The 24,250-nt window shown below is 39.5% G+C and carries 16 protein-coding genes; 3 read left to right on the top strand and 13 right to left on the bottom strand.

All coding sequences use genetic code 11. The annotated features are described in order from the left end of the window. Positions 1–60 precede the first annotated feature (60 nt). Complete coding sequence (locus BUE31_RS04265) at positions 61–1,971, bottom strand: DUF3857 domain-containing protein (protein WP_073400566.1); 1,911 nt, start codon at positions 1,969–1,971, stop codon at positions 61–63. Continuing rightward, on the bottom strand, positions 1,971–3,956 hold the full coding sequence (locus tag BUE31_RS04260) for a DUF3857 domain-containing protein (RefSeq protein ID WP_073400564.1): 1,986 nt from the start codon (positions 3,954–3,956) through the stop codon (positions 1,971–1,973). Before BUE31_RS04260 ends, BUE31_RS04265 begins: the two co-directional genes overlap by 1 nt. 179 nt (positions 3,957–4,135) lie before the next feature. On the opposite strand from BUE31_RS04260, the gene BUE31_RS04255 reads away from it, so the two are divergent. Next, positions 4,136–5,194, top strand: a complete 1,059-nt coding sequence (locus BUE31_RS04255; protein ID WP_073400562.1) for a 3'-5' exonuclease — start codon at positions 4,136–4,138, stop codon at positions 5,192–5,194. A 145-nt stretch (positions 5,195–5,339) separates the two neighbouring features. On the opposite strand, the gene queG is transcribed toward BUE31_RS04255, so the two are convergent. Further along, on the bottom strand, positions 5,340–6,272 hold the full coding sequence (gene queG, locus BUE31_RS04250) for a tRNA epoxyqueuosine(34) reductase QueG (RefSeq protein ID WP_073400560.1): 933 nt from the start codon (positions 6,270–6,272) through the stop codon (positions 5,340–5,342). A 143-nt stretch (positions 6,273–6,415) separates the two neighbouring features. Here queG and BUE31_RS04245 point away from each other — a divergent pair, with 143 nt between their 5' ends. Next, entirely contained in the window at positions 6,416–6,787 is a 372-nt protein-coding gene (locus tag BUE31_RS04245) for a SpoIIAA family protein (protein ID WP_073400558.1), read from the top strand. Positions 6,788–6,858: 71 nt separating this feature from the next. On the opposite strand, the gene BUE31_RS04240 is transcribed toward BUE31_RS04245, so the two are convergent. The 10 genes from BUE31_RS04240 to BUE31_RS04190 all read right to left on the bottom strand — a co-directional run bounded on the left by BUE31_RS04240 (position 6,859) and on the right by BUE31_RS04190 (position 22,324). Next, positions 6,859–7,641, bottom strand: a complete 783-nt coding sequence (locus tag BUE31_RS04240; RefSeq protein ID WP_083619306.1) for a polysaccharide deacetylase family protein — start codon at positions 7,639–7,641, stop codon at positions 6,859–6,861. A 188-nt stretch (positions 7,642–7,829) separates the two neighbouring features. Then, positions 7,830–8,930 carry a Gfo/Idh/MocA family protein gene (locus BUE31_RS04235; RefSeq protein ID WP_200801855.1) on the bottom strand — a complete coding sequence of 367 codons (1,101 nt, stop codon included), beginning with the start codon at positions 8,928–8,930 and terminating at the stop codon, positions 7,830–7,832. Positions 8,931–8,937: 7 nt separating this feature from the next. After that, positions 8,938–11,214, bottom strand: a complete 2,277-nt coding sequence (locus tag BUE31_RS04230; protein ID WP_073400556.1) for a GH92 family glycosyl hydrolase — start codon at positions 11,212–11,214, stop codon at positions 8,938–8,940. A 379-nt stretch (positions 11,215–11,593) separates the two neighbouring features. Further along, positions 11,594–13,105, bottom strand: coding sequence for a RagB/SusD family nutrient uptake outer membrane protein (locus tag BUE31_RS04225; protein ID WP_073400554.1), 1,512 nt, complete (start codon positions 13,103–13,105; stop codon positions 11,594–11,596). Between the two features lie 72 nt (positions 13,106–13,177). Continuing rightward, positions 13,178–16,591 (bottom strand): TonB-dependent receptor, encoded by a 3,414-nt coding sequence (locus BUE31_RS04220; protein WP_083619303.1) that lies wholly within the window; start codon positions 16,589–16,591, stop codon positions 13,178–13,180. Between the two features lie 316 nt (positions 16,592–16,907). Then, positions 16,908–18,065 (bottom strand): FecR family protein, encoded by a 1,158-nt coding sequence (locus tag BUE31_RS04210; protein ID WP_073400550.1) that lies wholly within the window; start codon positions 18,063–18,065, stop codon positions 16,908–16,910. A 90-nt stretch (positions 18,066–18,155) separates the two neighbouring features. Beyond that, positions 18,156–18,713, bottom strand: coding sequence for an RNA polymerase sigma-70 factor (locus tag BUE31_RS04205; protein ID WP_073400548.1), 558 nt, complete (start codon positions 18,711–18,713; stop codon positions 18,156–18,158). A gap of 144 nt (positions 18,714–18,857) precedes the next feature. Continuing rightward, positions 18,858–19,880: a Holliday junction branch migration DNA helicase RuvB gene (gene ruvB, locus BUE31_RS04200; RefSeq protein ID WP_073400546.1), complete on the bottom strand. Its 1,023-nt coding sequence runs from the start codon at positions 19,878–19,880 to the stop codon at positions 18,858–18,860. 112 nt (positions 19,881–19,992) lie between these two features. Beyond that, entirely contained in the window at positions 19,993–20,724 is a 732-nt protein-coding gene (locus tag BUE31_RS04195; RefSeq protein WP_073400544.1) for a polyprenol monophosphomannose synthase, read from the bottom strand. Positions 20,725–20,836: 112 nt separating this feature from the next. Further along, complete coding sequence (locus tag BUE31_RS04190; protein ID WP_073400542.1) at positions 20,837–22,324, bottom strand: POT-type proton-dependent oligopeptide transporter; 1,488 nt, start codon at positions 22,322–22,324, stop codon at positions 20,837–20,839. Positions 22,325–22,519: 195 nt separating this feature from the next. Here BUE31_RS04190 and BUE31_RS04185 point away from each other — a divergent pair, with 195 nt between their 5' ends. Continuing rightward, the gene (locus BUE31_RS04185) at positions 22,520–24,148 is read left to right on the top strand and encodes an acyl-CoA carboxylase subunit beta (RefSeq protein WP_073400540.1); all 1,629 of its coding nucleotides are present in this window, start codon (positions 22,520–22,522) and stop codon (positions 24,146–24,148) included. Positions 24,149–24,250 lie beyond the last annotated feature (102 nt).

Here is a 24,250-nt window from a genome sequence, read left to right as displayed (position 1 = left end):
GTAATGAGCTTTTGTTGTATATTATTATGATTGTAGGAATTGTACTCGGGATTATAATTTTCAGTTAATTTTTACCAGTACTACATTGTACTCATCGGCATCAACAACCGATTGATAAAAATCAACCAGGTCCTGGTAAACATCTTTATCATAAGTGCCTCCAATTAATTGAAATTTACGCTTGTAAATTAATTTGTCGCCCTTTAACATCATCTTGACTGTGAAATTCCCAAAAGACTTATTAATGTTTACTTCCAATGCTTTTTTTTCTAAACGGTATCCATCCGGTATCGTATAAGTAACCTCATCAGCTTCGGTGTACCCACGGGTTATATTTACGTTGTTTTGACGGTTGCGTACCTGTTTCGGTACGTAGTTTTCGCGGTTGGCCGGGTTAAGCAAAAAGTAAAATTTGCCATTATCCAAAGTAGCATAGTCTCTTGCATTCAGCTTTATTGTTTCTGTAGTTACCGGGTCAAAGCTTTTGTCCTGTTTAATATCAAGGCTTTCAATATCCATGTTATTTATTGGGTATTTCTTCTGCTCCATCTTGTATTGCTCGCTTTTAGGTTCTTTTATCAAATCATCACGATCTTCATAGTCAGTTCCTTTAAACGTGGTTGTCATTGTTCCTGATAACTCACCGGCTGCGTTAATTATAAAATCAGCTTTGCGGCTTTCAATGTTTTCCTGTGCAGTGTATTTTGGGGTGCGGAGCAATTTGCCACCTTCGGGAGTGAGTGCTAACACAGTACGGTTGTCTGTAAAATCGCCCAGGTAACCAAAGGGAATGGTCTGGCTGGTACAATCGGCCCAGGTGGTATCATTTTTAAATGGCACACATAATATTATATGGTCTGCCTGGTTCATGCTGGCAAAGTCGCTTTGGAGGCTGATATTAAAACTCCTGCCTGATTTAACTATGCAATAATAGGATTCGATATTAGCAGCCTTTAACAATGCTTGTGTATAATTAACCAGCGCCTTACAATCTCCATAACTCTGCTGGTCAACATCCGCAGCTAAAAAAGGCTGATAGCCGCCAATACCCACCTGTACACTTATATAATGTGTTTTGGCCTGCATGTATTCATAGATCTTCTTTGCCTTCAGCTTAGGGTCTGTAATATCTTTAGTGATTTCTTTTACATGTTCAACGGTTTGAAAAGGTAGTTCCTGCCGGTTTGCCATTAATTTATCACTAATCCATTTCCCTAACTCATTCCAGTTAGTATAAGAACCCTTTAAGGCATAATACTCAAACTTTTCGGGAGCTATTTGTACGCTGCTGGCATAGTTTCGTACATAAGGGCTAAACGGCTCATATTTAATTGCCTTCAGATTACTTACCTGCCACGAATATGTTTTTAATCCCTGGGCATTGCTACCAATTATTGCTTTGACCGGTAAATTACTTTCTTTATATTTTATGTTAAAACCAGGGCTGCATATAAAATTGAACGAGCTTTTTTCAACTGCAATGCCGAGATCTGAGTTAGGTACCCATGGATCAAAGTTCAAGGTCTGCTTTGATTTTTCCTCATATTCATAGGCAATGGTGTATGGATATGAGGTAACTGCAGGTAAATAATGTTCAGCCCTTTCACTGTCAAATAATGAGCCGCTGCCAACGCTTACATCGTCAAATTTACTTTCCGAAAATTTGTCTATTTGTTTTCCAAATTCATTGTATACTACGCCTTTTACATTTTTAATTACATCGTTTTTATCATGATAGATAACAATATGGGCATCATCATCGCCATTTTTATTTAAAACAGTTATGGCTTTTTTAACATGATAAACAGTGTTATCTAAAGCTTTAACTTCAATTGTAATTTCTTCATTCCTGACAACCGAACTCGCGTAAGGTAAAAGGTCTTTCGGAATCAGGCTTGCATCGTAATTTTGTTGTGCTTTTGCCAGGGTGGATATTGCTATAAAGCAACAAATTATTATAAATGACCTCATTATTTTTTCCTGAAAACCATCTCGGTTTTCTGCGATTGGATGATTTTGTTAAAAAATTCTTTTAAATAGGGATACTCTTCTGCACTGTAAACAGATTTACTGAACTGTGTTACATACAAAAAACTGAAGGAGTTGTCGCCAGGCTCATAGCTTGCCATATATCTTCCACCGCCATTTGGTATGGATATAGAAGTAGTTTGCGGAGGCGTTTCAACAGTATATTGCGTTGGCAAATGTAGTGTTATAACATATCTGTCTTCAGAGGCCATTCCCATATCAACGGGATATGAGCGTTCATTTAATTTGAGCGGATTGGTAATTATCTTATTCAAATAATAAGGGCTAAACGTTAGCTTATTGTTCTCCTCCATTTTCTTATAAACATCAATTTCAACTTCATATAGCTCAGATACCGGCATATCAAGGCTGTCAAGATTTCTTATCTCTGATTTAAGGATCTTCCACCTGGATAGTTTCCCGTTCAGGTTCTCTACATACTCATCAACACTATTAAATTTTTTAATAGCGCTTCTTCTTTTATAGGCCTCGTACCCTGTAGAGTAGTTTGTTAACGTTCCTTTTAATTTACCATCGTCCTGTAAGGTAACATCAAGCATGTAGTTACTTTTTTCACGTTGAGGCAAACTCAGGTCCATAAAATAAGATGGCTTATCCAAACTAAAAACCCGCCCCTTATCGTTTAAGCACTTAAATGGCAGCATTCCAAAGGGAAGTAATGGATCAGTAGCGTCTAACATATAAACCTGGTCGCCAATGTTAACTTTTGCTACAACATAATTAAAATCACCAATTACAGGATATAAAGTGTTAAGGGCTCCATTCTCCCGCGTTGAAAGTAAAACAGCCTCAGCATTTAATCCGGCTACATTTAACGCGGTAACCAATGAAAGGTTTATATCTGCAACGCTACCGCTGTGCGTATCTAATGCTTTTCCTACACCATCAACACTCCAAATTCCAGTATATAGATTCCACTTAAACCATTTTTGCCAATACTGGTATATGGCTTTTGCTTTTGTAAGCTCATCATTTTTGCCAGCAATTATGGGGGTAATTTTATCTTTTAATAATCCTTTTCTTTTTAACTGGCCGCCAAATTCCGGTTCGGTTTTGAGTCTATAATCAATATCTTTCCACTCCTTGGTCACTCTACGTTTTACGCCATCATAAGGGCTGGTATATTCAACCAATTCAAAATTTATGGCTGATAAAAAGTTCTTTGGCGATGTCATGTACTCATCTTCAATAAATGCCGGGATATCAGCCATACCGTAGCTAATCAATGAGCAATCGCTGCTTGACCCACGAAGCTCAAAACATTTTGATTCGAGTTCGGATTTGTTTTTTGAGAGCTTTAAAAATCCTTTTAATGAAGCATTATAATTCCAGAATGCAGGGATATGGACTTCATATTCTGAATATACTTTTGGAATGTCATCCTGAAAATGCCACGAATGAAAGTTTTCGAAATAAGGAGACTCAATTTTATATTTATATTCAATTACGCAGCCGTTTCGTAAACCTGGCAATGCAAATTTATAGTTGGCCCAATGTTTATTCTCCTTTACAGGATAGATCTTTTTGTCTTCAAGTTCAACCTTTTGCGTAAAACCATTATCATCTTTATAATAAGTAACACCGGCAATATCAGACACGCTTTCATATGAATCATTGTCGCTGTTGTTATAAACAGGTATTTGAATTGTTCCCTTATCAAATGCTTTACTGTCGAATATTTTTATTTTAACATGATATTCATAGATCAGTTTAATATTATCATCACTAACAACGGCTATGCGCGATTTACCAAACTCCTGCAATACCACAGCGTGGGCCGAGGTATCTTTAGCATAGTTTTTCATATTCATTTCCTGGGTGCTGGTAGCCCCATATGGAAAATCCTGTGCTGATGACAGCCCGGAGATAAAAATTAAGAAAAAAAAGATAAGTAAAGGTTTTTTCATGTACTTAATTTAAGATAATTAGGTGGCTACAAATTAAAACTTTTATCTTTAAAATTAATTAAATTAAAAAATTTATAGTACTGATTCTTTTTAAGACTTTTGCAACCTTTGCAAACGGAATTGAATCTGCATATTTATTATATGGATTTCAGGCCGACTTATAAAAATATCTTTTTCAAATGAAATTAAACTTAAAACGGCCCCTGGCTTTTTTCGACATTGAATCAACCGGAACAAATCTTGGGGTTGACCGTATTGTTGAATTATCGGTTATCAAATTACATCCTGATGGTAGCGAAGAGGTTAAAACCTGGCGGGTAAACCCCGGTATGCCAATTCCGTTAGAATCATCGCTCGTACATGGCATTTATGACGAGCACATAAAGGATGAGCCTGTTTTTAAGGAAATAGCCGCGGAGGTAGCCGAATTTATTGATATAAGTGATCTTGCCGGCTATAACTCCAACAAATTTGATATCCCTATGCTGATGGAGGAGTTTTTGCGTGCCAATGTTATGTTTGATTTGGATAAGCGCCATTTTGTGGATGTGCAGAACATATTTCACCAAATGGAGCAGCGTACATTAAAAGCCGCTTACCAGTTTTATTGTGATAAACAAATAATAAATGCCCACTCGGCCGAGGCTGATACCCGCGCCACCATGGAAGTCTTACTTGCCCAGATAGCCAAATATGAAGATGTTGAATGGGAAGACAAAAAGGGGAACCGCTCAAAACCGGTTGTAAATGATGTTGAAGCATTACATCACTTTACCAACCTGAACAAACCGGTTGATTTTGCCGGACGCATGGTTTATAACGAAAGCGGCGAAGAGACCTTTAATTTTGGAAAACATAAGGGTAAGCCTGTTGAAGATGTGCTGAAAATTGAGCCCAGCTATTATTCATGGATGATGCAGGGCGATTTTCCATTATACACCAAACGTAAGCTGGAAGAGATATATACCCGCTGGAATGCGAAGAAAAATGCAGAGCGTTTTGCCAAGCAACAGCAAGCCCAGCAACAGCAGGTAACCCAAAAAATACAGGAAACCCATGCAGAAGTCAGGCCGGCCGAGAACCAGGTAAAAAGAGAATTTCATAAGCCTGATCACTTAAAAACCACTAATCACCCGAGACCTGAAAATAAACCCTTTAAAAAGAAGGATGAAGGCCCGGCGCTTCCGGTTAATGATGATATGCTGAAACAGCTTGCTGATAAGTTTAAAAAGGGGTGAGGTTGGGGATTAGAGACCAGAGATTAGTTAATTAGAGATTAGTTTAGTCCGAAAGTCAGTAAAGTCCGGAAGTCCGAAAGAAGGGGTTCCGGACTTTATATTTTACAATAAATTTCTTTTCCTCTAATCTCTAATTAACTAACCTCTAATCTCTCAAAAAAGATATATTCCGTTTAAGTCCGTTAAATTTTGTTCTTTTTACTGCGGAGTTTTTAAATACTTTCTGAAATACATCTTCGGTTATTTCATCCCAATCCTGCTTGTTCAGGTTAAGCAAATCGGCATGCGGGGTAAAGGCGGGTTCATTATGCAGTACAGAAAATTTGTTCCATGGGCACACGTCCTGGCAAACATCGCAGCCAAACATCCAGTTGTCCATTTTATTATTAAACTCCTCGGGGATCTCTTTTTTAAGCTCGATAGTTAAATAGGAGATGCAACGGCTGCCATCAACAATATAAGGAGCAACAATAGCTTCCGTAGGGCAGGCATCAATACACCTTGTACAGGTTCCGCAATGGTCTGCAGTAGGGGCAATGTCATATTCCAAGTCAAGATCCACAATCAGCTCTGCTAAAAAAAAGAAAGATCCTGCTTTTTGATTAATGAGATTTGTATTTTTCCCGATCCAGCCCAGGCCCGCTTTTTTTGCCCAGGCTTTATCAAGTACCGGGGCGGAGTCAACAAAAGCACGGCCGCCAACTTCGCCTATTTGGTCATTTATAATTTCAAGTAGTTGCTTTAGTTTGTCTTTTATAACACTATGATAATCAGATCCATATGCGTATTTAGATATTTTGGGACTTGAGGGGTCAGTCTGTGGCTGATCGGTATAATAATTCAAACCTAAGGATATAACGGACCTTGCCCCATCAACCAGCAAACGCGGATCAAGTCGTTTATCAAAATGGTTTTCCATGTATTGCATTTCGCCATGCATGTTTTTCTTTAACCAGGTTTCAAGCCTTGGCGCTTCTTCTTCCAAAAATTCAGCTTTTGAGATCCCGCAAAACAGAAACCCCAGGTTTTTAGCCTCAGTTTTAATAAGCTGGCTGTATGCTGACTTGTTTTGCTGCATTTATGCAAAGATAATACAAAACTAAAGCCTATTACTAATAGGCTTTAGTTGTACGTTTTTAACCATTGTGACATTTATTTAATATAATTGTATGTTTTTTTATTTGTGGTGTAATTATTGTTGCGGTTTATAAAATATAACATATGCTTCAGCCAATTTACGATTTACCACCACACGTAGCCGGAATCCATGCATTTGCTGAAGTCACGGAAAAAGAATATGAAGATGCATTGACTGATGTAATTGACGAACTGCTTAAAAAAACCAACAGGATCAACTTTGTATTAGTGCTTGAAACAGATATCCGGAATTTTGCCAGTGGGGCGTGGGGAGGTAATATAAAGATCGGGTTTAGATATTTCTTTAAATGGGGACGGGTTGCCATTGTAACTGATCAAAAAGGGGTGATGGGATACAGCGATCTTTTTAAATACATTATTCCAGGTAAGTTTCGATTCTTTCCATTAGATCAGCTCGACAAGGCAATACGATGGGTATCCGGGAAACAGACTTAAGGCCCCAATATTAAAAGAAGAAACCCCTTTCCGTTTTGAAAAGAGGCTTCTTATTTTTTGCTTTTTAATGATTAAAAGCTGTGTTTTATACTGCTGCTGAATGTCTTTGTAGTCCAATAGCCACTGTCTAAGATCCGGCGAACGGTTAATAAAGGATCATTCTCATCACGTTTATCGGCTAACTGGAAGGCCAGTTTAAAGTTATACTTTTTCAATTCTGGTAAAACAGGTTTTTTCCAAACGCCGAAAGGATAAGCAAAGTAATTTATTTTTTTGCCGGTAATTTCTTCCAGTTTTTTGGTCGGCTTATCAATTTGTACCAGCCAATCGTCTTTTTTAGGATTAGCGTCATGTTTATATTTATCTACCCGATGATGATCCCAGGTATGGCTGCCAATTATATTTCCTTCGTCAGATAATTGTTTAACCTGCTCTTTGCTCATATAATGCGGCCTTCCTAATGAAACTGTCATTATGAAATAAACACCTTTAAAACCATACTTTTTTAATGTTGGCCGTGCTATTTCAAACTGGTCAAGATCGGTATCATCAAAAGTAAGCATAATGGGTTTGCTTGGCAGGGCAGTGCCTTTGGTAAGATAGTCATACAACTGATCAGGCAGGATAGTATGATAGCCGCTATCAGCCAGCATTTTAATATGATCTTTAAAAGATTGTACAGGGATAATATAATCCTTTGCATTCTTTGAGTCTTTTGGTCTCCAGTCACGAATTTGGTGGTAGCATACTATCGGAACCTGTTTGCGGGCCATAATAGCCGCATTATTACCTTGCGCAGATGCTGCCAAACCTAAAAAACACAGGCCAGCCGCAGTAAAAAATTGTTTTATCATATATAGATTATCGAGGTATTGAATATTTTAAACTGCGGCAAAAATAATATTTTTTTCTTCTAGTTAATTGTTTAAGTTAGATTAAGTTGAATTGGGTTAGATTGAGTTGATTAGGTAAAAAAGAAAAACAATATTAAGAAACCTGATCAACTCAATCTAACTTAGTCAACCCAATCAACCTATTCAACTTACAACACTACCCGCTTCCCTTCTTTAATTGATCTTTTCGCAGCATCAAGGATCTCCATCACTATCATATTATACTTTAGCGAGGTGCGGTCATCATCACCGTTTATTTTCTTTTGCAAAAAGGCATTAAAGTAATTAACAGGGTCATTGTTGGGTTCTGTCAAAGGTTTTAAATCTATTATGCTTTTTTTGTTCTCACGCATCCGCATATTCAGGTTTTTCATATCAGTTGCATGCAGGTAACCTTTGTCGCCAAAAACTTCCAGGTCTTTAATGCCAAAGGGCCATGCCCATGATCCTTCTATCAACCCAGTAGCTGTGGGATATTCCACTGTTATAGTTGCATCATCTTCAACTTTTGGGTAAATGTTGGGTTTGTAATGCCTTGCAACGGCAGATACTGCAATTGGCTTTTGACCATGCATCAGCCAGGTCATTAAATCAGCGCCATAGCAGCCAAAATCGTTAAGGGCGCCCGCTCCGTTTAAAACAGGATCAGTAAGCCAGGCTAAAAACTCTTCGCTGCAGCCAATTTCACGTGGCCCCTGGTGCCCATCATGGGCAACCATTTTACGGATAGCGCCAATACTGTCTTTATTAACAATATCATACACACCCTGAAAAGATGGATACCATGTTGTTTCATAATTAGTTAACACGGTTATGTGGTATTTATTTGCAAGCGCCTCAATTCGTTTGGCCTGTACTAAAGTAGCCGCTAAAGGCTTCTCAACCATTACCGGGATGCCGAGTGGCGCACATACTTCCACTACATCAACATGGTTGCCAACTGCATTATAACCCAACACAATGGCCGGCTTACGTTTAGCAACCATAGTTTTTAAATCGATGAAAAACAGGGAGTCTGGAATATGAAATTGCTTACCGTATTTCTCCCACAAATGTTTATTGGGTTCGGCTATGCCTACAATATTTACACGGCCTTTGCTGTAATCATTTAATATATTGTAAATATGATCGTGATTCAGACCTGCCACACCAACTCTGAACGTGCTTTGTGCATTTACGCGCGCTACACAAATAAACATTATTGCTGCCAGCGTAATTGACTTCATGCTATAATTTATAAGATGCTTCATAAATAAATTATTTTTCATTTGATAAAGAGTAAGGCACATCTCCGGCTTTAATACCGCGCAGTTTATTTGGCTTAGCCGACATGTTATAGTTTATAACGCCACCCTGGTTTAACAATGTATGGCTTATCCAGTTTAAATCATACGGTTTGCCATTTACATTCATGGTGTTGATATATAAATTATCATCGCTATTATTTGGAGCATTGATAACTACTTTTTTTCCGTTCTCCAGGTTTAAAGTAAGTTTTTTAAACAGCGGTGCACCTAACACATATTGATCAACCGCAGGGCATACCGGGTAAAAGCCCATAGCCGAAAATACGTACCATGCTGATGTTTGTCCGTTATCCTCATCGCCGCAATAGCCATCAGGAGTAGCTTTGTAAAGCTTGTTCATTACATCGCGTACATGGTATTGGGTTTTCCACGGCTCACCGGCGTAGTTGTATAAATAAAGCATGTGCTGAATTGGCTGATTGCCGTGTGCATATTGTCCCATGTTCACTATCTGCATTTCACGGATCTCATGGATCACTTCGCCATAATAGCTATCGTCAAAAATAGGAGGGAGAATAAATACGGAATCAAGCTTGGCAATAAATTGTTTTTTGCCTCCCATCAGATTTACTAAACCCTGGATATCATGAAATACACCCCAGCTATAATGCCAGCTATTACCTTCGGTAAATGCATCGCCCCATTTAAATGGATTAAACGGCGTTTCCCATGAACCATCTTTGTTTTTACCGCGCATTAACCCGGTTGACGGATCAAACAGGTTTTTATAGTTCATGCTTCGCTTTTTAAAGATCTCAATTTCAGAAGCAGGTTTATTTAACGCTTTACCTAATTGATAAATAGTAAAATCATCATACGCATACTCAAGTGTACGGGCAGCATTTTCATTTATTTTAACATCGTAAGGAACATAGCCTAGTTTGTTATAATATTCAACACCGGTACGGCCTGTTCCTGCAGGGCCTGCGTTGTTTGCTCCGTGTACCAGGGCATCATACAAAGTATTGATATCATATCCTATGCCACCTTTTAAATAAGCATCGGCTACCACCGAGGCCGAGTTATTACCGATCATCACATTTGAGTAACCCGGGCTTGACCACTCAGGCAGCCAGCCGCCTTCTTTGTAGTCATTTACAAGGCCCTGCTGCATCTCTTTATTAATTGAAGGATAAACAAGGTTTAAGAAGGGGTAAAGCGCCCTGAAGGTATCCCAAAAGCCGGTACCGGCAAACATATAACCCGGCATGGTTTTGCCGGTGTAGGGGCTGTAATGAATTACCTGGTTGTTGGCATCAAGCTCATATAATTTATTAGGGAAAAACAACATGCGGTAAAGGCATGAATAAAAGGTACGGGTTTGATCAACTGTACCACCTTCAACTGAAAGGCGGTTTAATGTTTTGTTCCAAACGTCTTTTGCTTTTTGCTCGGTAACAGCAAAGCTATCATTGCCCTGTTCTCTCTTTAGGTTGATCTCAGCCTGCTCTATGCTTACAAATGAGGAGGATACCCGTAAATGCACCTTTTCATCATGAGAAGTTTTAAAACCGATAACCGCCATTACATGTTTGGCGTGCAATTCTAACGAATCAGTTACAGTGCTGTCACTGTAAGTATGAGCCGTGGTAATTGGCTTATCAACATAAATAACAAAATAGTTTTTAAAGTTTTTTAGCGGCCCCCGGGCATATTTGGTTGAATAGCCGATGATCTTATTTTCGCCGGGGATAACTTTGATATATGAACCTCTGTCAAAAGCATCGATCACTACATATGAGCTATCGTTTTTTGGATAAGTGAACTGAAACTGGGCGGTGCGTTCTGTAGGCGTAATTTCAGCTAATACATCATGGTCGGCAAGGTAAACGCTGTAATAATAAGGTTTAGCAGTTTCCGCCTTGTGCGAAAACCAGCTGGCCCGGCCATTTTGCGATACATTTAAGTGCCCGGTAACCGGCATTATGGCAAACTGTCCATAATCATTCATCCATGGGGATGGTTGATGCGTTTGTTTAAATCCGTTAATTTTATGAGCATCATAGGTGTATTGCCAGCCATCGCCCATTTTACCGGTTTGTGGCGTCCAAAAATTCATTCCCCAGGGTAATGCTATAGCAGGGTAGGTGTTCCCGTTCGAAAGATCATACTTAGAGTCGGTACCCATTAACGGGTTTATATAATCAACCAGTGAAGGTTTGCTACCGGGTTGTGCTAATGTCAACAGGGGAGAGAGGAGAGCTAAAACAATGAATAGTTTTTTCATTAATGTTTAATAATAGTTTAAGCTGTAAATATAAAAGACCGGTTGGATAACCGGCCTTTTATATTGATATTTTTACCAACCTGTATTTTTATCTACGGGGTGCTCTATCGTAACGGCCTTTTGTAAAAGTTGAATCCTTTGGTTGGCTGCCAATATCCATTTATAGAATTCTTTTTCCTCTATAGGCAAATGCCGATAATTACATTCAACTCTGTTGAGGTATCTTCTTGTCTTTCCCATCCCTCTATACAGGAATAACTCGATACTTGACCATTGTCACGTATCAACTACTAAGCTGCTACGCCCTGTAGTTGAAGTTATGAAAGATTACAGTAAGAGGAATAATCTCTTACTGTAATTTCCATTCAATTTATCCTATTTATTGAAAACCTGGGTTATTTGGTAACAATTTAGGGTTAACATCAGTTTCTTGTTTTGGTAGAGGGAATAGCAATTGTTTTTCGGTAAACGTAGCATTAAACACGGTTTTATGGCCAACAAAATCGTCCCAATTACCAGTAACATCATTATGAACTTTGCGGGTGCGCAGCATGTCGAACCACATTTTGTTTTCAAAGCAAAGCTCAAAATAACGTTGCAGCCATACTTCATGCTCAAAATCTGTTTGTGACATTGCGCCAAGTGGTGCCAGATTAGCCCTGGCACGTATTTGTCTAACGTATTCAATTGCATTGGCATTTGGCGAACCTTCAGCCCGATTTGATGCTTCAGCATACATTAACATTACATCGGCCAGGCGATAAATGGTGTAGTTTAAATCTGATTTTGCAGTAGTGGTAACTGCATTTACATCAAACCATTTATAGATGTAATGATTTTTAAACGTTACAATTTTACCGTCTTTAATGCCAGGGTAAGATGTATAAAAAAATTGTTTTTCGGCTGCACGTTTATCACCAGCCGGAAATGAAGCAATAAACTGATCTGTTGGCCATACCGATCCATACTCATCTGAGTATTTTGAAATATTCGAGTAGTTAGGAATGGTAAGTGAAGTAAGTGGATTTGTAACCGGAATAGAAGCAGCATACTGTACCTGTAAGATAAACTCTTTGCTGTTTTTATTAGCCGGAACAATCATATCGGTATACTGACTGAATAAGCTATATCCTCCATTTTGAATTACCTCAAGTGAGCGTTTTGCCGATTCTGCATAATATTGAGTTCCACCATTGATGGCAGCTCCTGCATAGGTTAAATACACATCGGCCAATAATGATTTTACTGCACCCATGGATATTTTACCTGTAGCATCGCTCCAGGGCAGTGTTGATTTTTCAGCCTCAAGCAAATCAGGTATGATAACTTCATCGTAAATTTGTTTTGCTGCTACACGCGGAATTTGCAAATTCAAATCCTTAGGCGGTTCAACTACTTTAGGTACGGCACCGTACATGCGCACCAAATAAAAGTAATATAATGCGCGTAAGGTGCGTGCTTCGGCTACCATGTTAGTTTTGTCAGCAGCACTTAAACCTGCCGCATTGATGGTTGGTATTTTTTGTATGGCTAAGTTTGTTGCGCCAACGCCCAAATACATTTGTTGCCACCATGTATCAAAATAAAACGAGGTGTTGCTGTAAATGAGGGTTTGGAAATTAACATATCCGGTTTGTCCCAGGTCGCTGTTTGCTTTACCTGTCATAAATTCCATCAGATTCCAGGTGTTACCCCCATATGAGCCGGATTGGCCCGCTAATAATCCTGATAAATTTTGGTAGGAGCCATTAGCTAATGCCCTTGCAACTTTTGCACTCGACAAATTTGCATCTGGTGTTAAAAAGCTTGCGGGTTTTTCTTCCAGAAACTTTTTGCACGAGCTTGTAAGCAACAAAAAGGCCACTATTAATATATTTTTTAAAGTTTTCATTTTATTCAATTTTAGATTATGGTTCAATCTTTCACTATTGTTTTTCTATGTGCTTTTGTCATGACACAATTTTTAAAACCCTACTTGTACACCAAGATTCCATATACGTGGACGAGGGTTAGCAAAGAAATCTATGTTTTGAGAAAACGCTGAGTTATTTCCATACGACTGATTAAACGTATCAACCTCAGGGTCATAACCAGTATATTTTGTAATAACAAACAAATTTTGAACACTTGCATAAATACGCAGACGGTTCATGTGCAATTTCTTGAGCGATTGGCTGGGGAAGCTATAACCTAATACAAAATTTTGCCCACGTATAAATGAACCATCCTCAACCCACCAGGTATCAAAATGCGAATCCTGTGCATATTTGTAGTTACGGACTTGCGATATATATGTGTTTTGATTTGTAGGTGTCCATCCGTTTAATACGGTAGTTAAGCTGTTTGATATGGTTTGCCTGTCTTCCGAAGAGTGTTTAAAGTTAGCTGCTGTGTTTACACCCTGTACAAAACGGATATCAAACGAGAAATCCCAGTTTTTGTATCTCATTGTGCTATTAAAGTTGCCTGTCCATTTAGGGTTCGAACGACCGATGATGCTATAATAGTTACTTCCATCAGCATTATAGCGATATTTACGGTCTCCAGCTTTTAAACCATGTTTAGCGGCCTCAGCAATATCAGCGGGCGAATCACTGTAAGTTCCAAGCCTTGTCATGCCATAAAACGACCCAAGTGGTGCACCAACACGTATTACATAATTCTGTCCCAGAAAGTTCGGGCCTGGAAATATATCAGCATTGCCATCATTTAATTTGGTAACCTCGTTTTTGTTACTGGCGAATAATAATAAAGTTGACCATTGAAAATTATCGCTTTTAATGTTTATAGTATTTAAACTAAGCTCAATACCCGTATTTCTAAGTGAGCCAACATTTTTGTAAACATTAGCGGTTGTAAAACCTGCAGTCCACGGAATCGGTGTTTGTAATAAAACGTCACTGGTATTTTTAATATAAAAATCAGCGTTGAAATTTACTCTATCACCAAATAAACCTAATTCCAAACCGGCATCCGCCATTTTAGTTCTTTCCCATTTCAAATCAGGATTACCCAAATAGCCAGGCAACAGTGATATTGCAGATGCGCCATTTATAACTGTTTGACTGGTAGATAATTGTGCAAGAGAGCGATAGTTACCAATTTCCTGGTTACCTGTAATGCCATAACTTGTTCTGATCTTTAAATTTGAAACAGTCTTACTATCCTTTAAGAAATCTTCCTGAGATACGCGCCATGCAATACCTGCTGAAGGGAAGAACGAATATTTGTTTTTGTCACTAAATCTTGATGAACCATCATAACGGCCTGTTGCGGTAAATAAATATTTGTCATCAATATTGTAGCTGATACGGCCGTAATAGGAGTTTAACGAGCCTGGTTGGTACCCGCCCGGGGAATTGGGTTGGTTGTCAGATTCAGAAGCGCTTTTAACAGAACCAGCACCCAGGTTATTAAACTGGTAAAAATCATCAATGAAATTTTGTGTTTCGGCTCTTACCCGTTCGTAAACATCTCTGCTAAAAGAGATCCCTGCCAGCGCGGTAAATCTTTGATGGTCATTTATCTTTTTATTCCAGGTAAGGTAGTTTTCACTTTGCCAATAGTAATTTGTATTTGAATTAATGTTGGCTACCCCACCCTGGTCAGCAGATAAATGCTGTAATGCCAAAGACGAATAAAAATTATTTTTTTGATTGCGTAAATCATAACCAAGATCTGTTTTAAACTCAAGTTCTTTTGATATCTTAAACAGCATGTATACATTACCTATCATTTGCTGGGTGTTATTAATTGTATAGCGCTCATTAGCTATTTGAATGGGGTTAGGTGCGCCCTCAAGTCCTGCTATATCAAAATTTCCTGCCCAGTTTCCATCCGGATATTTTATCGGCACAATTGGCACCTCTTCACTTACGGCACGCGGTACATTCAAACTTCCGTTGCCATCAGTTACCAAACGCTGCCTGCTGGCAATCACATTTATACTACCACCTATTTTTAGCCAGTCTTTAACATCATTATCCATAGTCATTTTAATGGAGTAGCGTTTAAAATTTGATGTTGGTGTTAAGCCATTCTGGTTTAAATAACCTAATGATAAACTGTAAACAGATTTTTCGTTACCGCCCTGAATATTTAGTTGGTGGTTTTGTGAAAAAACAGGCTTATACGTTTCCTTTTCCCAATTGGTGTTGTAAATAGGGTTGTTATTGGTGTCAAATAACAATGGGAAATTAGCATGATTTAACGCCTTGGGGGGTGTTTGCACAAGGCCGTTAGGATCAAATTTCGCCCCGTTGGCATATGCTTGATTATAAATGTCAACAAATTGTTTTGAATTAAGCGTTGGTACATGCCTGTAAAGCTCGCTTACATTTAAATTTGTTTCATAGCTAATATTGGCCGGCCCTTTTTTACCACGCTTGGTAGTTACCATGATTACGCCATTAGCACCACGCACACCGTAAATAGCTGTTGATGATGCATCTTTCAAAATCTCAAGAGAGGCAACATCGTTGGGATTGATCGAGTTAGGGTCAACACCAACAACACCATCAACCACATAAAGCGGGTCAAGGTTTGAATTGATAGAGCCAATACCTCTAATACGTACCTTTGCTGCTGCACCCGGTGCATTGCTATTAACGCTTACGTCAACACCGGCAACCTTACCTTGTAATGCCTGCGTTAAATTTGGTACAGGTTTATCCAGTAGCTGCTCGGCCTTAACTGTAGTTACAGCTCCGGTAAGGTCAGATTTTTTTGCCGTACCATAACCAATTACCACAACTTCATTAAGAGCGCTTGACGATTCCTTTAGTTGAACATCAACAGTTGCCCGGTTATTAATAGGCACTTCCTGGCTGTTGTAACCAACAAAAGTAAAAACCAGGGTTGCTCCGCCATCAATATCATTTAAAATGTATTTACCATTAATATCCGTTACTGTGCCAATGGTGGTACCCTTTACCCTAACGCTAACACCAGGTAACGGCCCTTTTGCATCTGTTACGGTTCCCTGTACCTTTTGGGCCACGTCGGCTTCTGCTTTCACCTCATCCTTGGCTTTTACAACAATGGTTTGCTGAAAGATGCGGTAAGTTAAAGGCTGATTTTTAAACAAAAGGTTCAATGCTTCTTCAACAGTAACGTTGTTAACGTCAATGTTTACTTTCGAAGTTTTTGCTACAGCAGCTTCATCATAAAAATAATTGTAGCCGCTTTGTTTTTTAATCAGCTTCAATATTTTCTCAACAGATATATTACTCTGGTGGATGTTTATGTTCTGACTATAAGTTTTGGCGCTTACATTTAAAAGGGCTGTAAAAATAAGAACAGCGGTTAGCTTCATAGCTAATAAAATTTTGTACAGATGATGCCGTTTAACAGGCACCACCATAAAATTAAATTTCATAGTTTTGTTGTGTTTGGGTTAAAAACTTATTATTTCAATTTCGCGATTGTGGATAGAGGTAACCCAGATATTGACCCGGGTAAGCGCTCCAACGCTTCCCGGATTTTTTACCCGATGCTTTTTATGCTCTTCATAAAAAAAATTACCTCAAATGTCAGGGGGATCTAAGTATTAATTTTCTCATTGAATTTAGTTTATGGTTAATAATTGATTGATTCACATATAGGCATCGCATTACCAAAACGGTAACATCATTATTTTGCAAGGCTGGTTAACCCGGCAATATTGTTTTTCAATAGTTTATCCAGGTACGGTATTAAGGAGTAACTATTATAGTTTTACCTTCTATTTTAAAATTTATACCGGTATATTTTAACATCTTCAATAACTCAGACAGATTTACATTACGGGATATGCTCCCTGTAAAACGCCGTGGCGGCAACTCGCTCTCATATTTAATATCTACATCATACCACCGGGAAGCCTCACGCATTATTAACTGTATTTCGGCTCTTTCAAACAGGAAGTTGCCATTTTTCCAGGCAAGCACATCATCTGTGTCAACCGTGTTTATGCTGATATGTCCGTGTTTATTGTTTAAAATACTTGATTGTTGTTCGGGCTTTAGAATAGCACTTTGGGAATCAGCAGATACTTTTACGCTTCCCTCAATAAGGGTAGTTTTAATTGCGTCTTCATCTGAATAAGCATTAATGTTAAAGTGGGTTCCTAATACTTCAACTGTTTGCTTACCTGCGACAACTCTGAATGGCAGGTGTTTGTTTTTAGCTACCTCAAAATAAACCTCGCCTGTTATGGTAACTTTTCTTTCGATTTTTGAGAAAGCAGTTGGAAAGGTAATTGACGAGGCGGAATTAAGCCACACCTTACTGCCATCGCTCAGCACAATCTGGAACTGGCCGCCTTTTGGAATGGTAATGGTATTGTATATAGATGATGAGTCTTTAGCTTTCCCGCCCGGTGCTTCGTATATAAGCTGCCCGTCCTTATCTTTTTTTAGCACAGTTTTACCCTGGCTGGCTAAAACACCATTTTTAACATCATTTAAATCTATTTTACTTCCGTTGGCAAGTGTTAAAATAGCTTTATTACCACCAGGACTTACATCGTTTTTTAACTGAGGTTTTTGACGGATTAAAGCAAGTTGCTTAACCGGCTGATGGATCTGCACAAAATAGTATATAAAACAGCCTGCAAATAGCAATATGCCGGCTGCTACACGTAACCATGTTGGTATTATTATTTTAAACCGGTTATTGTCTTTTTTAATATCACGGTTTATTTTATTTAATATTCGTTCCCTTAATACTTCTTCATTTTCAGCAAATGTTGGTGGAATATCAACAGGGATGTCCTGATCTGCATTATACCACGCTGCAAATTCGGCCTGTTCATCAGGAGTGATGGTTTTATTCAGCCATTTTTTTGCTAATTCCTGGTAACGGTTTTCCATTCAGCTGGTTTATTTAATAGTAAGTCCGCTGAAAGATTGAAATCCCTTAGTGTAATGTGAAATATTTTTTAATATTTTTTTAGATGGCCTTTATAACAGGAACTGGCTTAGCCTGGTACGTAATGTTTTAATAGCTTTTCCTAAATGTGCCTCAACTGTTTTTTCAGAGATCCCCAATTCTGCAGCTATCCTTTTTTGGGAAAAGCCTGAATCGCGACTCATTTTATACACTAATCGACATTTTTCCGGCAGATCCGCTACGAAAGCGGCTAACCTGCTTCGTAATTCTTCAAATTCAAGCCATTGCTGGGTTGAATCGTCAGTAAGGTTTGCGGTATGCTGACTATAATCAGAATATTTTTGCTGATTGTTTCGCTTATCTAGAATTTTAATTACCCGGTATTTAACAGATACGGCAAGATAAGAGCTTAGTGTATCGATTACACCTAACTCGTTCCGCCTTTTCCATAGCGAAACAAATATATCCTGTACAATTTCCTCAGCTTCGTCCAGTTCTTTTATTTTATTCGCTGCAATAGCAAATAACTTTGCCCAATACCTGTTATAAATTTCGGTAAAGGCATGCTCATTGCCTTGCTGAAGCAAGTCAGTTAGTTCTTTATCATTAAGAATATTATAGTTGTACATATTCAAAATAAACAGAGAATTATATTATAAAATATTGATTGCCGGCAGAAAGAGGATCCATAGGGATAAGGTGTGCTTACCCATTATGACTAAAGTTCTTCACCAGTCAAATCGGTTTATAAATCCAAATGTAGTAACTATTGGTTAAAACAGCGAAGGATTTCCACCTGTTTTTATTTTACCTAAATGTTTATAGGCATTTTCGGTCGCTTCGCGGCCACGTGCAGTGCGCATCAAAAAGCCTTCCTGGATTAAAAAAGGCTCATATACCTCTTCAATTGTACCTTCATCTTCACCTACGGCCGTTGCTATAGTTTTTAAGCCGACAGGGCCGCCTTTAAATTTATCAATAATTGTGCTCAGGATCTTATTATCCATTTCATCAAGCCCATGTTCATCAACATTAAGTGCATTTAAGGCAAATTTAGCAATCTCAGTATCAATATTGCCATCGCCTTTTATCTGGGCAAAATCGCGTGTGCGGCGTAACAAAGCATTGGCAATACGCGGGGTACCACGGCTGCGACGCGCAATTTCATAAGCGCCTTCATCGCTTATCGGTGTTTTTAATATGGATGAAGAGCGTAAAAGTATAGTGGTTAACAATTTAGCATCATAATACTCCAGGCGCGAATTGATCCCAAACCTGGCACGCAAAGGCGCGGTAAGCAGGCCTGAACGCGTGGTTGCCCCAACCAGGGTAAATGGGTTTAAGGAAATCTGTACTGAACGTGCATTCGGGCCACTCTCCAACATAATATCAATCTTAAAATCCTCCATTGCTGAGTACAGGTATTCTTCAACAAGGGGGCTAAGCCTGTGGATCTCGTCAATAAATAAAATATCGCCGGTTTCAAGATTGGTTAATAAGCCTGCAAGGTCACCGGGTTTATCAAGCACCGGTCCTGACGTTATCTTGATACCAACCCCCATCTCATTTGCAATAATGTACGACAACGTGGTTTTACCAAGGCCGGGAGGGCCGTGCAATAGCACATGGTCAAGCGCCTCGCCACGCTGGCGGGCAGCCTGCACAAATATTTTTAAATTGGCTAATATTTTATGCTGACCGGTAAAATCCTCAAATACCTGCGGCCGTAAAACTTTTTCAATATCACGTTCGGCAGGAGAGAGGCGTTCGCGCTCAGGATCGAGATGTTCATTCATTGCCAACGAAATTAGTATTTTTTATTGAGGTGAAAGGATAAAGGTAAAGGGTAAAAGGTTTCCTTTACATAAAAAAATGTTTGTTTTTTGCCTTTCGCCTTTTACCTCTTTCTCACCCTTCCGGATACTTCCTGAATATGGAATTGATTTTCATCTGGATCACTCCAAAAAATGCTTCCCTGAAAATACTTGTCGACATTTTTGAAGTACCTAATGTGCGGTCGGTGAATATAATGGGTACCTCCACCAGCTTAAAGCCATGTTTTATGGTGGTATACTTCATCTCGATCTGAAAAGCGTAGCCAACAAACTTTACTTTATTTAGCTGGATGGTTTCAAGTACTTTACGTTTATAGCACATAAAGCCTGCTGTAGCGTCCCTAACATCAATGCCGGTTATAAACCTTACATATACCGACGCAAAATAGCTCATCAGTACGCGGCTCATTGGCCAGTTAACCACATTTACACCATTAATATAACGCGAGCCTATCACCGCATCGGCGCCGTCAATACAGGCTTGCCTCAATTTTAACAGATCATCGGGGTTGTGTGAAAAATCGGCGTCCATCTCAAAAATGTAATCGTATTGATGGGCTATGCTCCACTTAAAGCCATGGATATAAGCTGTGCCAAGGCCTTGCTTGCCTGCTCGCTCCTCAATAAACAACTTATCAGTATATTCAAGCTGGAGCTGTTTTACAATGTTCTGTGTACCGTCGGGCGAGCCATCGTCAATAATAAGGATATGAAAATCATGAGGAAGAGAGAATACTTTACGGATCATCCGTTCAATGTTCTCCTTTTCATTATACGTTGGAATAATTACTATGCTATCAGGCACCCGAAAATATTTAGATAAACAATTGGCGAAAATACTTGATTTTAGGCTTCATTAAAAATAAAAAAGCAGTAAAGTAATTGTTACTTTACTGCTTTTTTATAACCATGCTGATTTACAGGTTGTTTGCTTCCGCGGTTGCCTGGTTATCAATATATGGGTCAGTAATGTAATTGCGTTCTTTCAACCGAGGCGAAACAAACATGAATACTATTATAAATACACCGATAAACGTTACAAAAAACCATTCATAGTTTGCGCCTCTAAGGTTTTTGGCCCACCAGCCTCCATCTTCAATAAGACCGTTAACAAGGGCCGTTATCAGGTTGCCGAATGATACCACTAGGAACCAAATACCCGTCATGGTACTCTTCATTGATTTTGGTGAGTGGGTATAAGCATACTCTAGTCCGGTGATAGATACCAATACTTCGGCCGCTGAAAGTATCATGAATGCCAGCACCTCCCAAAATATTGATGGCTTTTCGCCATGCTCGATACCATTATGGATAAAAGCGATAACAACAAATGATAAAGCCGTTAATACCAACCCCGTACCAAGCCTGCGTAATGGGGTGGTTTTTAATCCACGCTTATCAAGCCACGGATATATTACATAGTTAAAGAGGGGAATGAAAAGTAGCAGGAATACGGTATTAACCGTAGATAGCTGACCGGGCAGCACGGTAACTTTGGTAAACCCAAGGTTAATAACACGATTCATTTTTTCGGCATACAGCGTCCATTCAGACAAACACTGATCCCAAACTGCCCAAAATGCCAGCGCGAAAAAGAATACCGCCATAACCCGGTAAACTGCCTTAACACCTTCAACGCGCTCAGGGTCGTACGGGCCTTTGGCAACATCGAGCATGGATTGCCCCGGTATGCGCTGACTTAAATGAGTTAACGCATACCAGGTTATAAATACCAGGTTATTGCGGTTGACGCCCTGCGGAGGGACTTTTACATACTTTTTACGACCCGAAAAAAATATGATGGTAGCCAGTGCCATCAGGAGCCCGGGAACACCGAAAGCCCATTTGGGGCCAAAGTGTTCATAAGTCCAGGGAATGGCAACGGTTGAAATCATAGAGCCGGCATTGATACTGAAATAGAACCAGCCGTAAACTTTTGATAGTAAATCCTGGTTGGTAGCATCAAACTGGTCACCAACGTTGGCTGATACGCATGATTTAATGCCACCAGCGCCAACGGCAACTACAAGTAAACCCAGTTCAAAACCACCAAGGCCACCATCAAACGTAGCCAACATTAAATGCCCGACACAGTAAATCATCGATACATATAAAATAAGTTTGTATTTGCCGGTAAACCAGTCGGCCACCATGCCGCCTACAAATGGCAAAGCATAAGCCACCATCACAAATAAATGATGTAATTTATTGGCATGGGCGTTAGCCTGCTCTGTTAACGCGGCATTATCTGTAGGGTTAAAAAATTGTTTTACCAAAAAAAGACTAAGTACTGAACGCATTCCGTAAAAGCTGAAGCGCTCTGCAGCCTCATTTCCGATAATAAACGGAACACTTCGGGGGAATCTTGATTTGCCTGATTTAGTAACAGTTAGATTGTCTTGCATTAAATTTATAGCTTAAAATTGCGCTAAAGTAATATAATTCCTTTAAATCAAAATTTAATACTGAAAACGTTACAAAAAATATTGTAAATATTTTGTATGGGAGGTGTTTTTAAGATTATTAAAAACAATTTTAGCCTCAATTAAGCTTTACTGCGCAAATTTCCCTAAAATTACATTTTCCAGTAAAAACCAATTATGGACATCGATTTTAACAAAAATGAGGATATAAATAAGCAGCTTGTTTATGAACTGAAGACCAGGCTAAAAAAAGTACACCTAGGCGGAGGCGAAAAAGCAGCAGCTAAACAAAAAGAAAAAGGCAAAATGCTTGCCCGCGAGCGTGTGGCTTACCTGCGGGATAAAGACAAGCCATGGCTTGAAATTGGTGCATTTGTTGGTGAAGGCATGTATGCCGAGCATGGCGGCTGCCCATCGGGCGGCGTAGTATGCGGCATAGGTTATGTGTCCGGCAGGCAATGTGTAATTGTTGCAAATGATGCTACGGTTAAGGCCGGGGCATGGTTCCCCATAACAGCTAAGAAAAACCTGCGTGCCCAGGAAATAGCCATGGAAAACCGCTTGCCCATAATTTATTTGGTTGATTCTGCCGGGGTTTATTTGCCTTTGCAGGATGAGATCTTCCCTGATAAAGAGCATTTCGGACGCATCTTCCGCAATAATGCTATGATGAGCAGCATGGGCATTATCCAGATTTCGGCCATTATGGGCTCGTGTGTAGCAGGTGGTGCATACTTGCCAATTATGAGTGATGAAGCCATGATTGTTGAAGGTACCGGTTCTGTTTTCCTGGCAGGATCATACCTGGTGAAATCGGCAATTGGCGAGGATGTTGACAATGAAACGCTGGGCGGCGCCACAACACAATGCGAAATTTCTGGCGTTACCGATTATAAACAACCTAATGACCAGGCAGCACTTGATTCTATCCGCAACATAATGAGCATGATCGGCGACTTTGCTAAAGCTGGTTTTGACAGGATAAAGCCTGCCGACCCAAGGTTGAAACAGGAAGATATCTATGGGATCTTACCCATAAGCAGGGAAGCGGCTTATGATATGAACGAAATTATATTACGCCTGCTGGATAATTCGGAATTTGAAGAGTATAAGGCTGGTTTTGGGCAATCTATTATTTGCGGATTGGGCCGGGTGGATGGCTGGGCTGTTGGCATTGTTGCCAATCAGCGTAAAGTTGTTAAATCAAAAAAAGGCGAAATGCAGTTCGGCGGTGTGATCTATTCTGACTCTGCTGATAAAGCCACCCGCTTTATTATGAACTGCAACCAAAAGAAGATCCCGCTGGTGTTTTTACAGGATGTAACGGGTTTTATGGTAGGAAGCCGCTCAGAACACGGGGGAATTATTAAAGACGGCGCTAAAATGGTGAATGCTGTTGCCAATTCAGTAGTGCCAAAATTCACTATAGTAATAGGTAACTCATATGGCGCTGGTAACTATGCCATGTGCGGCAAGGCGTATGACCCACGACTGATTTATGCATGGCCATCCGCTAAAATAGCCGTAATGGGCGGCAGCCAGGCCGCTAAGGTGTTGGTGCAAATGCAGTCGGCAGGGCTAAAGGCTAAAGGCGAAGAAGTTAACCAGGAAAAGGAAGACCAGCTGTTAAAGGAAACAACCGACCGCTACAACGCACAAACCACCCCATATTATGCATCGGCAAGGCTTTGGGTTGATGGGATTATCGATCCGCTTGAAACCCGCAAGGTGATCTCAATGGGGATTGAAGCTGCAAACCATGCACCAATTGAGCGGGCGTTTAACGTGGGGATAATACAGACGTAGATGATGTGTGGATTTTTGATGTGCGGATGTGCGAATGAAATAAAATATGATGGTCGTAGAGACGCGATGCATCGCGTCTTAATATGTTTTAACACATGATAA

This window comes from Mucilaginibacter sp. OK098 (assembly GCF_900142915.1).
GTDB lineage: Bacteria > Bacteroidota > Bacteroidia > Sphingobacteriales > Sphingobacteriaceae > Mucilaginibacter.
Note: the sequence above shows the minus strand (reverse complement) of the source record. Positions and strands in the feature narration are given on the sequence as shown.

What these genes read in the sequence shown, in the direction of transcription:
- BUE31_RS04265 (WP_073400566.1), bottom strand. Translation starts at nt 1,971, where the DNA reads ATGAGGTCATTTATAATAATTTGTTGCTTTATAGCAATATCCACCCTG.
- BUE31_RS04245 (WP_073400558.1), top strand. Translation starts at nt 6,416, where the DNA reads ATGCTTCAGCCAATTTACGATTTACCACCACACGTAGCCGGAATCCAT.
- BUE31_RS04235 (WP_200801855.1), bottom strand. Translation starts at nt 8,930, where the DNA reads ATGAAGCATCTTATAAATTATAGCATGAAGTCAATTACGCTGGCAGCA.
- queG (WP_073400560.1), bottom strand. Translation starts at nt 6,272, where the DNA reads ATGCAGCAAAACAAGTCAGCATACAGCCAGCTTATTAAAACTGAGGCT.
- BUE31_RS04220 (WP_083619303.1), bottom strand. Translation starts at nt 16,591, where the DNA reads ATGAAATTTAATTTTATGGTGGTGCCTGTTAAACGGCATCATCTGTAC.
- BUE31_RS04185 (WP_073400540.1), top strand. Translation starts at nt 22,520, where the DNA reads ATGGACATCGATTTTAACAAAAATGAGGATATAAATAAGCAGCTTGTT.
- BUE31_RS04240 (WP_083619306.1), bottom strand. Translation starts at nt 7,641, where the DNA reads ATGATAAAACAATTTTTTACTGCGGCTGGCCTGTGTTTTTTAGGTTTG.
- BUE31_RS04260 (WP_073400564.1), bottom strand. Translation starts at nt 3,956, where the DNA reads ATGAAAAAACCTTTACTTATCTTTTTTTTCTTAATTTTTATCTCCGGG.
- BUE31_RS04210 (WP_073400550.1), bottom strand. Translation starts at nt 18,065, where the DNA reads ATGGAAAACCGTTACCAGGAATTAGCAAAAAAATGGCTGAATAAAACC.
- BUE31_RS04190 (WP_073400542.1), bottom strand. Translation starts at nt 22,324, where the DNA reads ATGCAAGACAATCTAACTGTTACTAAATCAGGCAAATCAAGATTCCCC.
- ruvB (WP_073400546.1), bottom strand. Translation starts at nt 19,880, where the DNA reads ATGAATGAACATCTCGATCCTGAGCGCGAACGCCTCTCTCCTGCCGAA.
- BUE31_RS04230 (WP_073400556.1), bottom strand. Translation starts at nt 11,214, where the DNA reads ATGAAAAAACTATTCATTGTTTTAGCTCTCCTCTCTCCCCTGTTGACA.
- BUE31_RS04205 (WP_073400548.1), bottom strand. Translation starts at nt 18,713, where the DNA reads ATGTACAACTATAATATTCTTAATGATAAAGAACTAACTGACTTGCTT.
- BUE31_RS04225 (WP_073400554.1), bottom strand. Translation starts at nt 13,105, where the DNA reads ATGAAAACTTTAAAAAATATATTAATAGTGGCCTTTTTGTTGCTTACA.
- BUE31_RS04255 (WP_073400562.1), top strand. Translation starts at nt 4,136, where the DNA reads ATGAAATTAAACTTAAAACGGCCCCTGGCTTTTTTCGACATTGAATCA.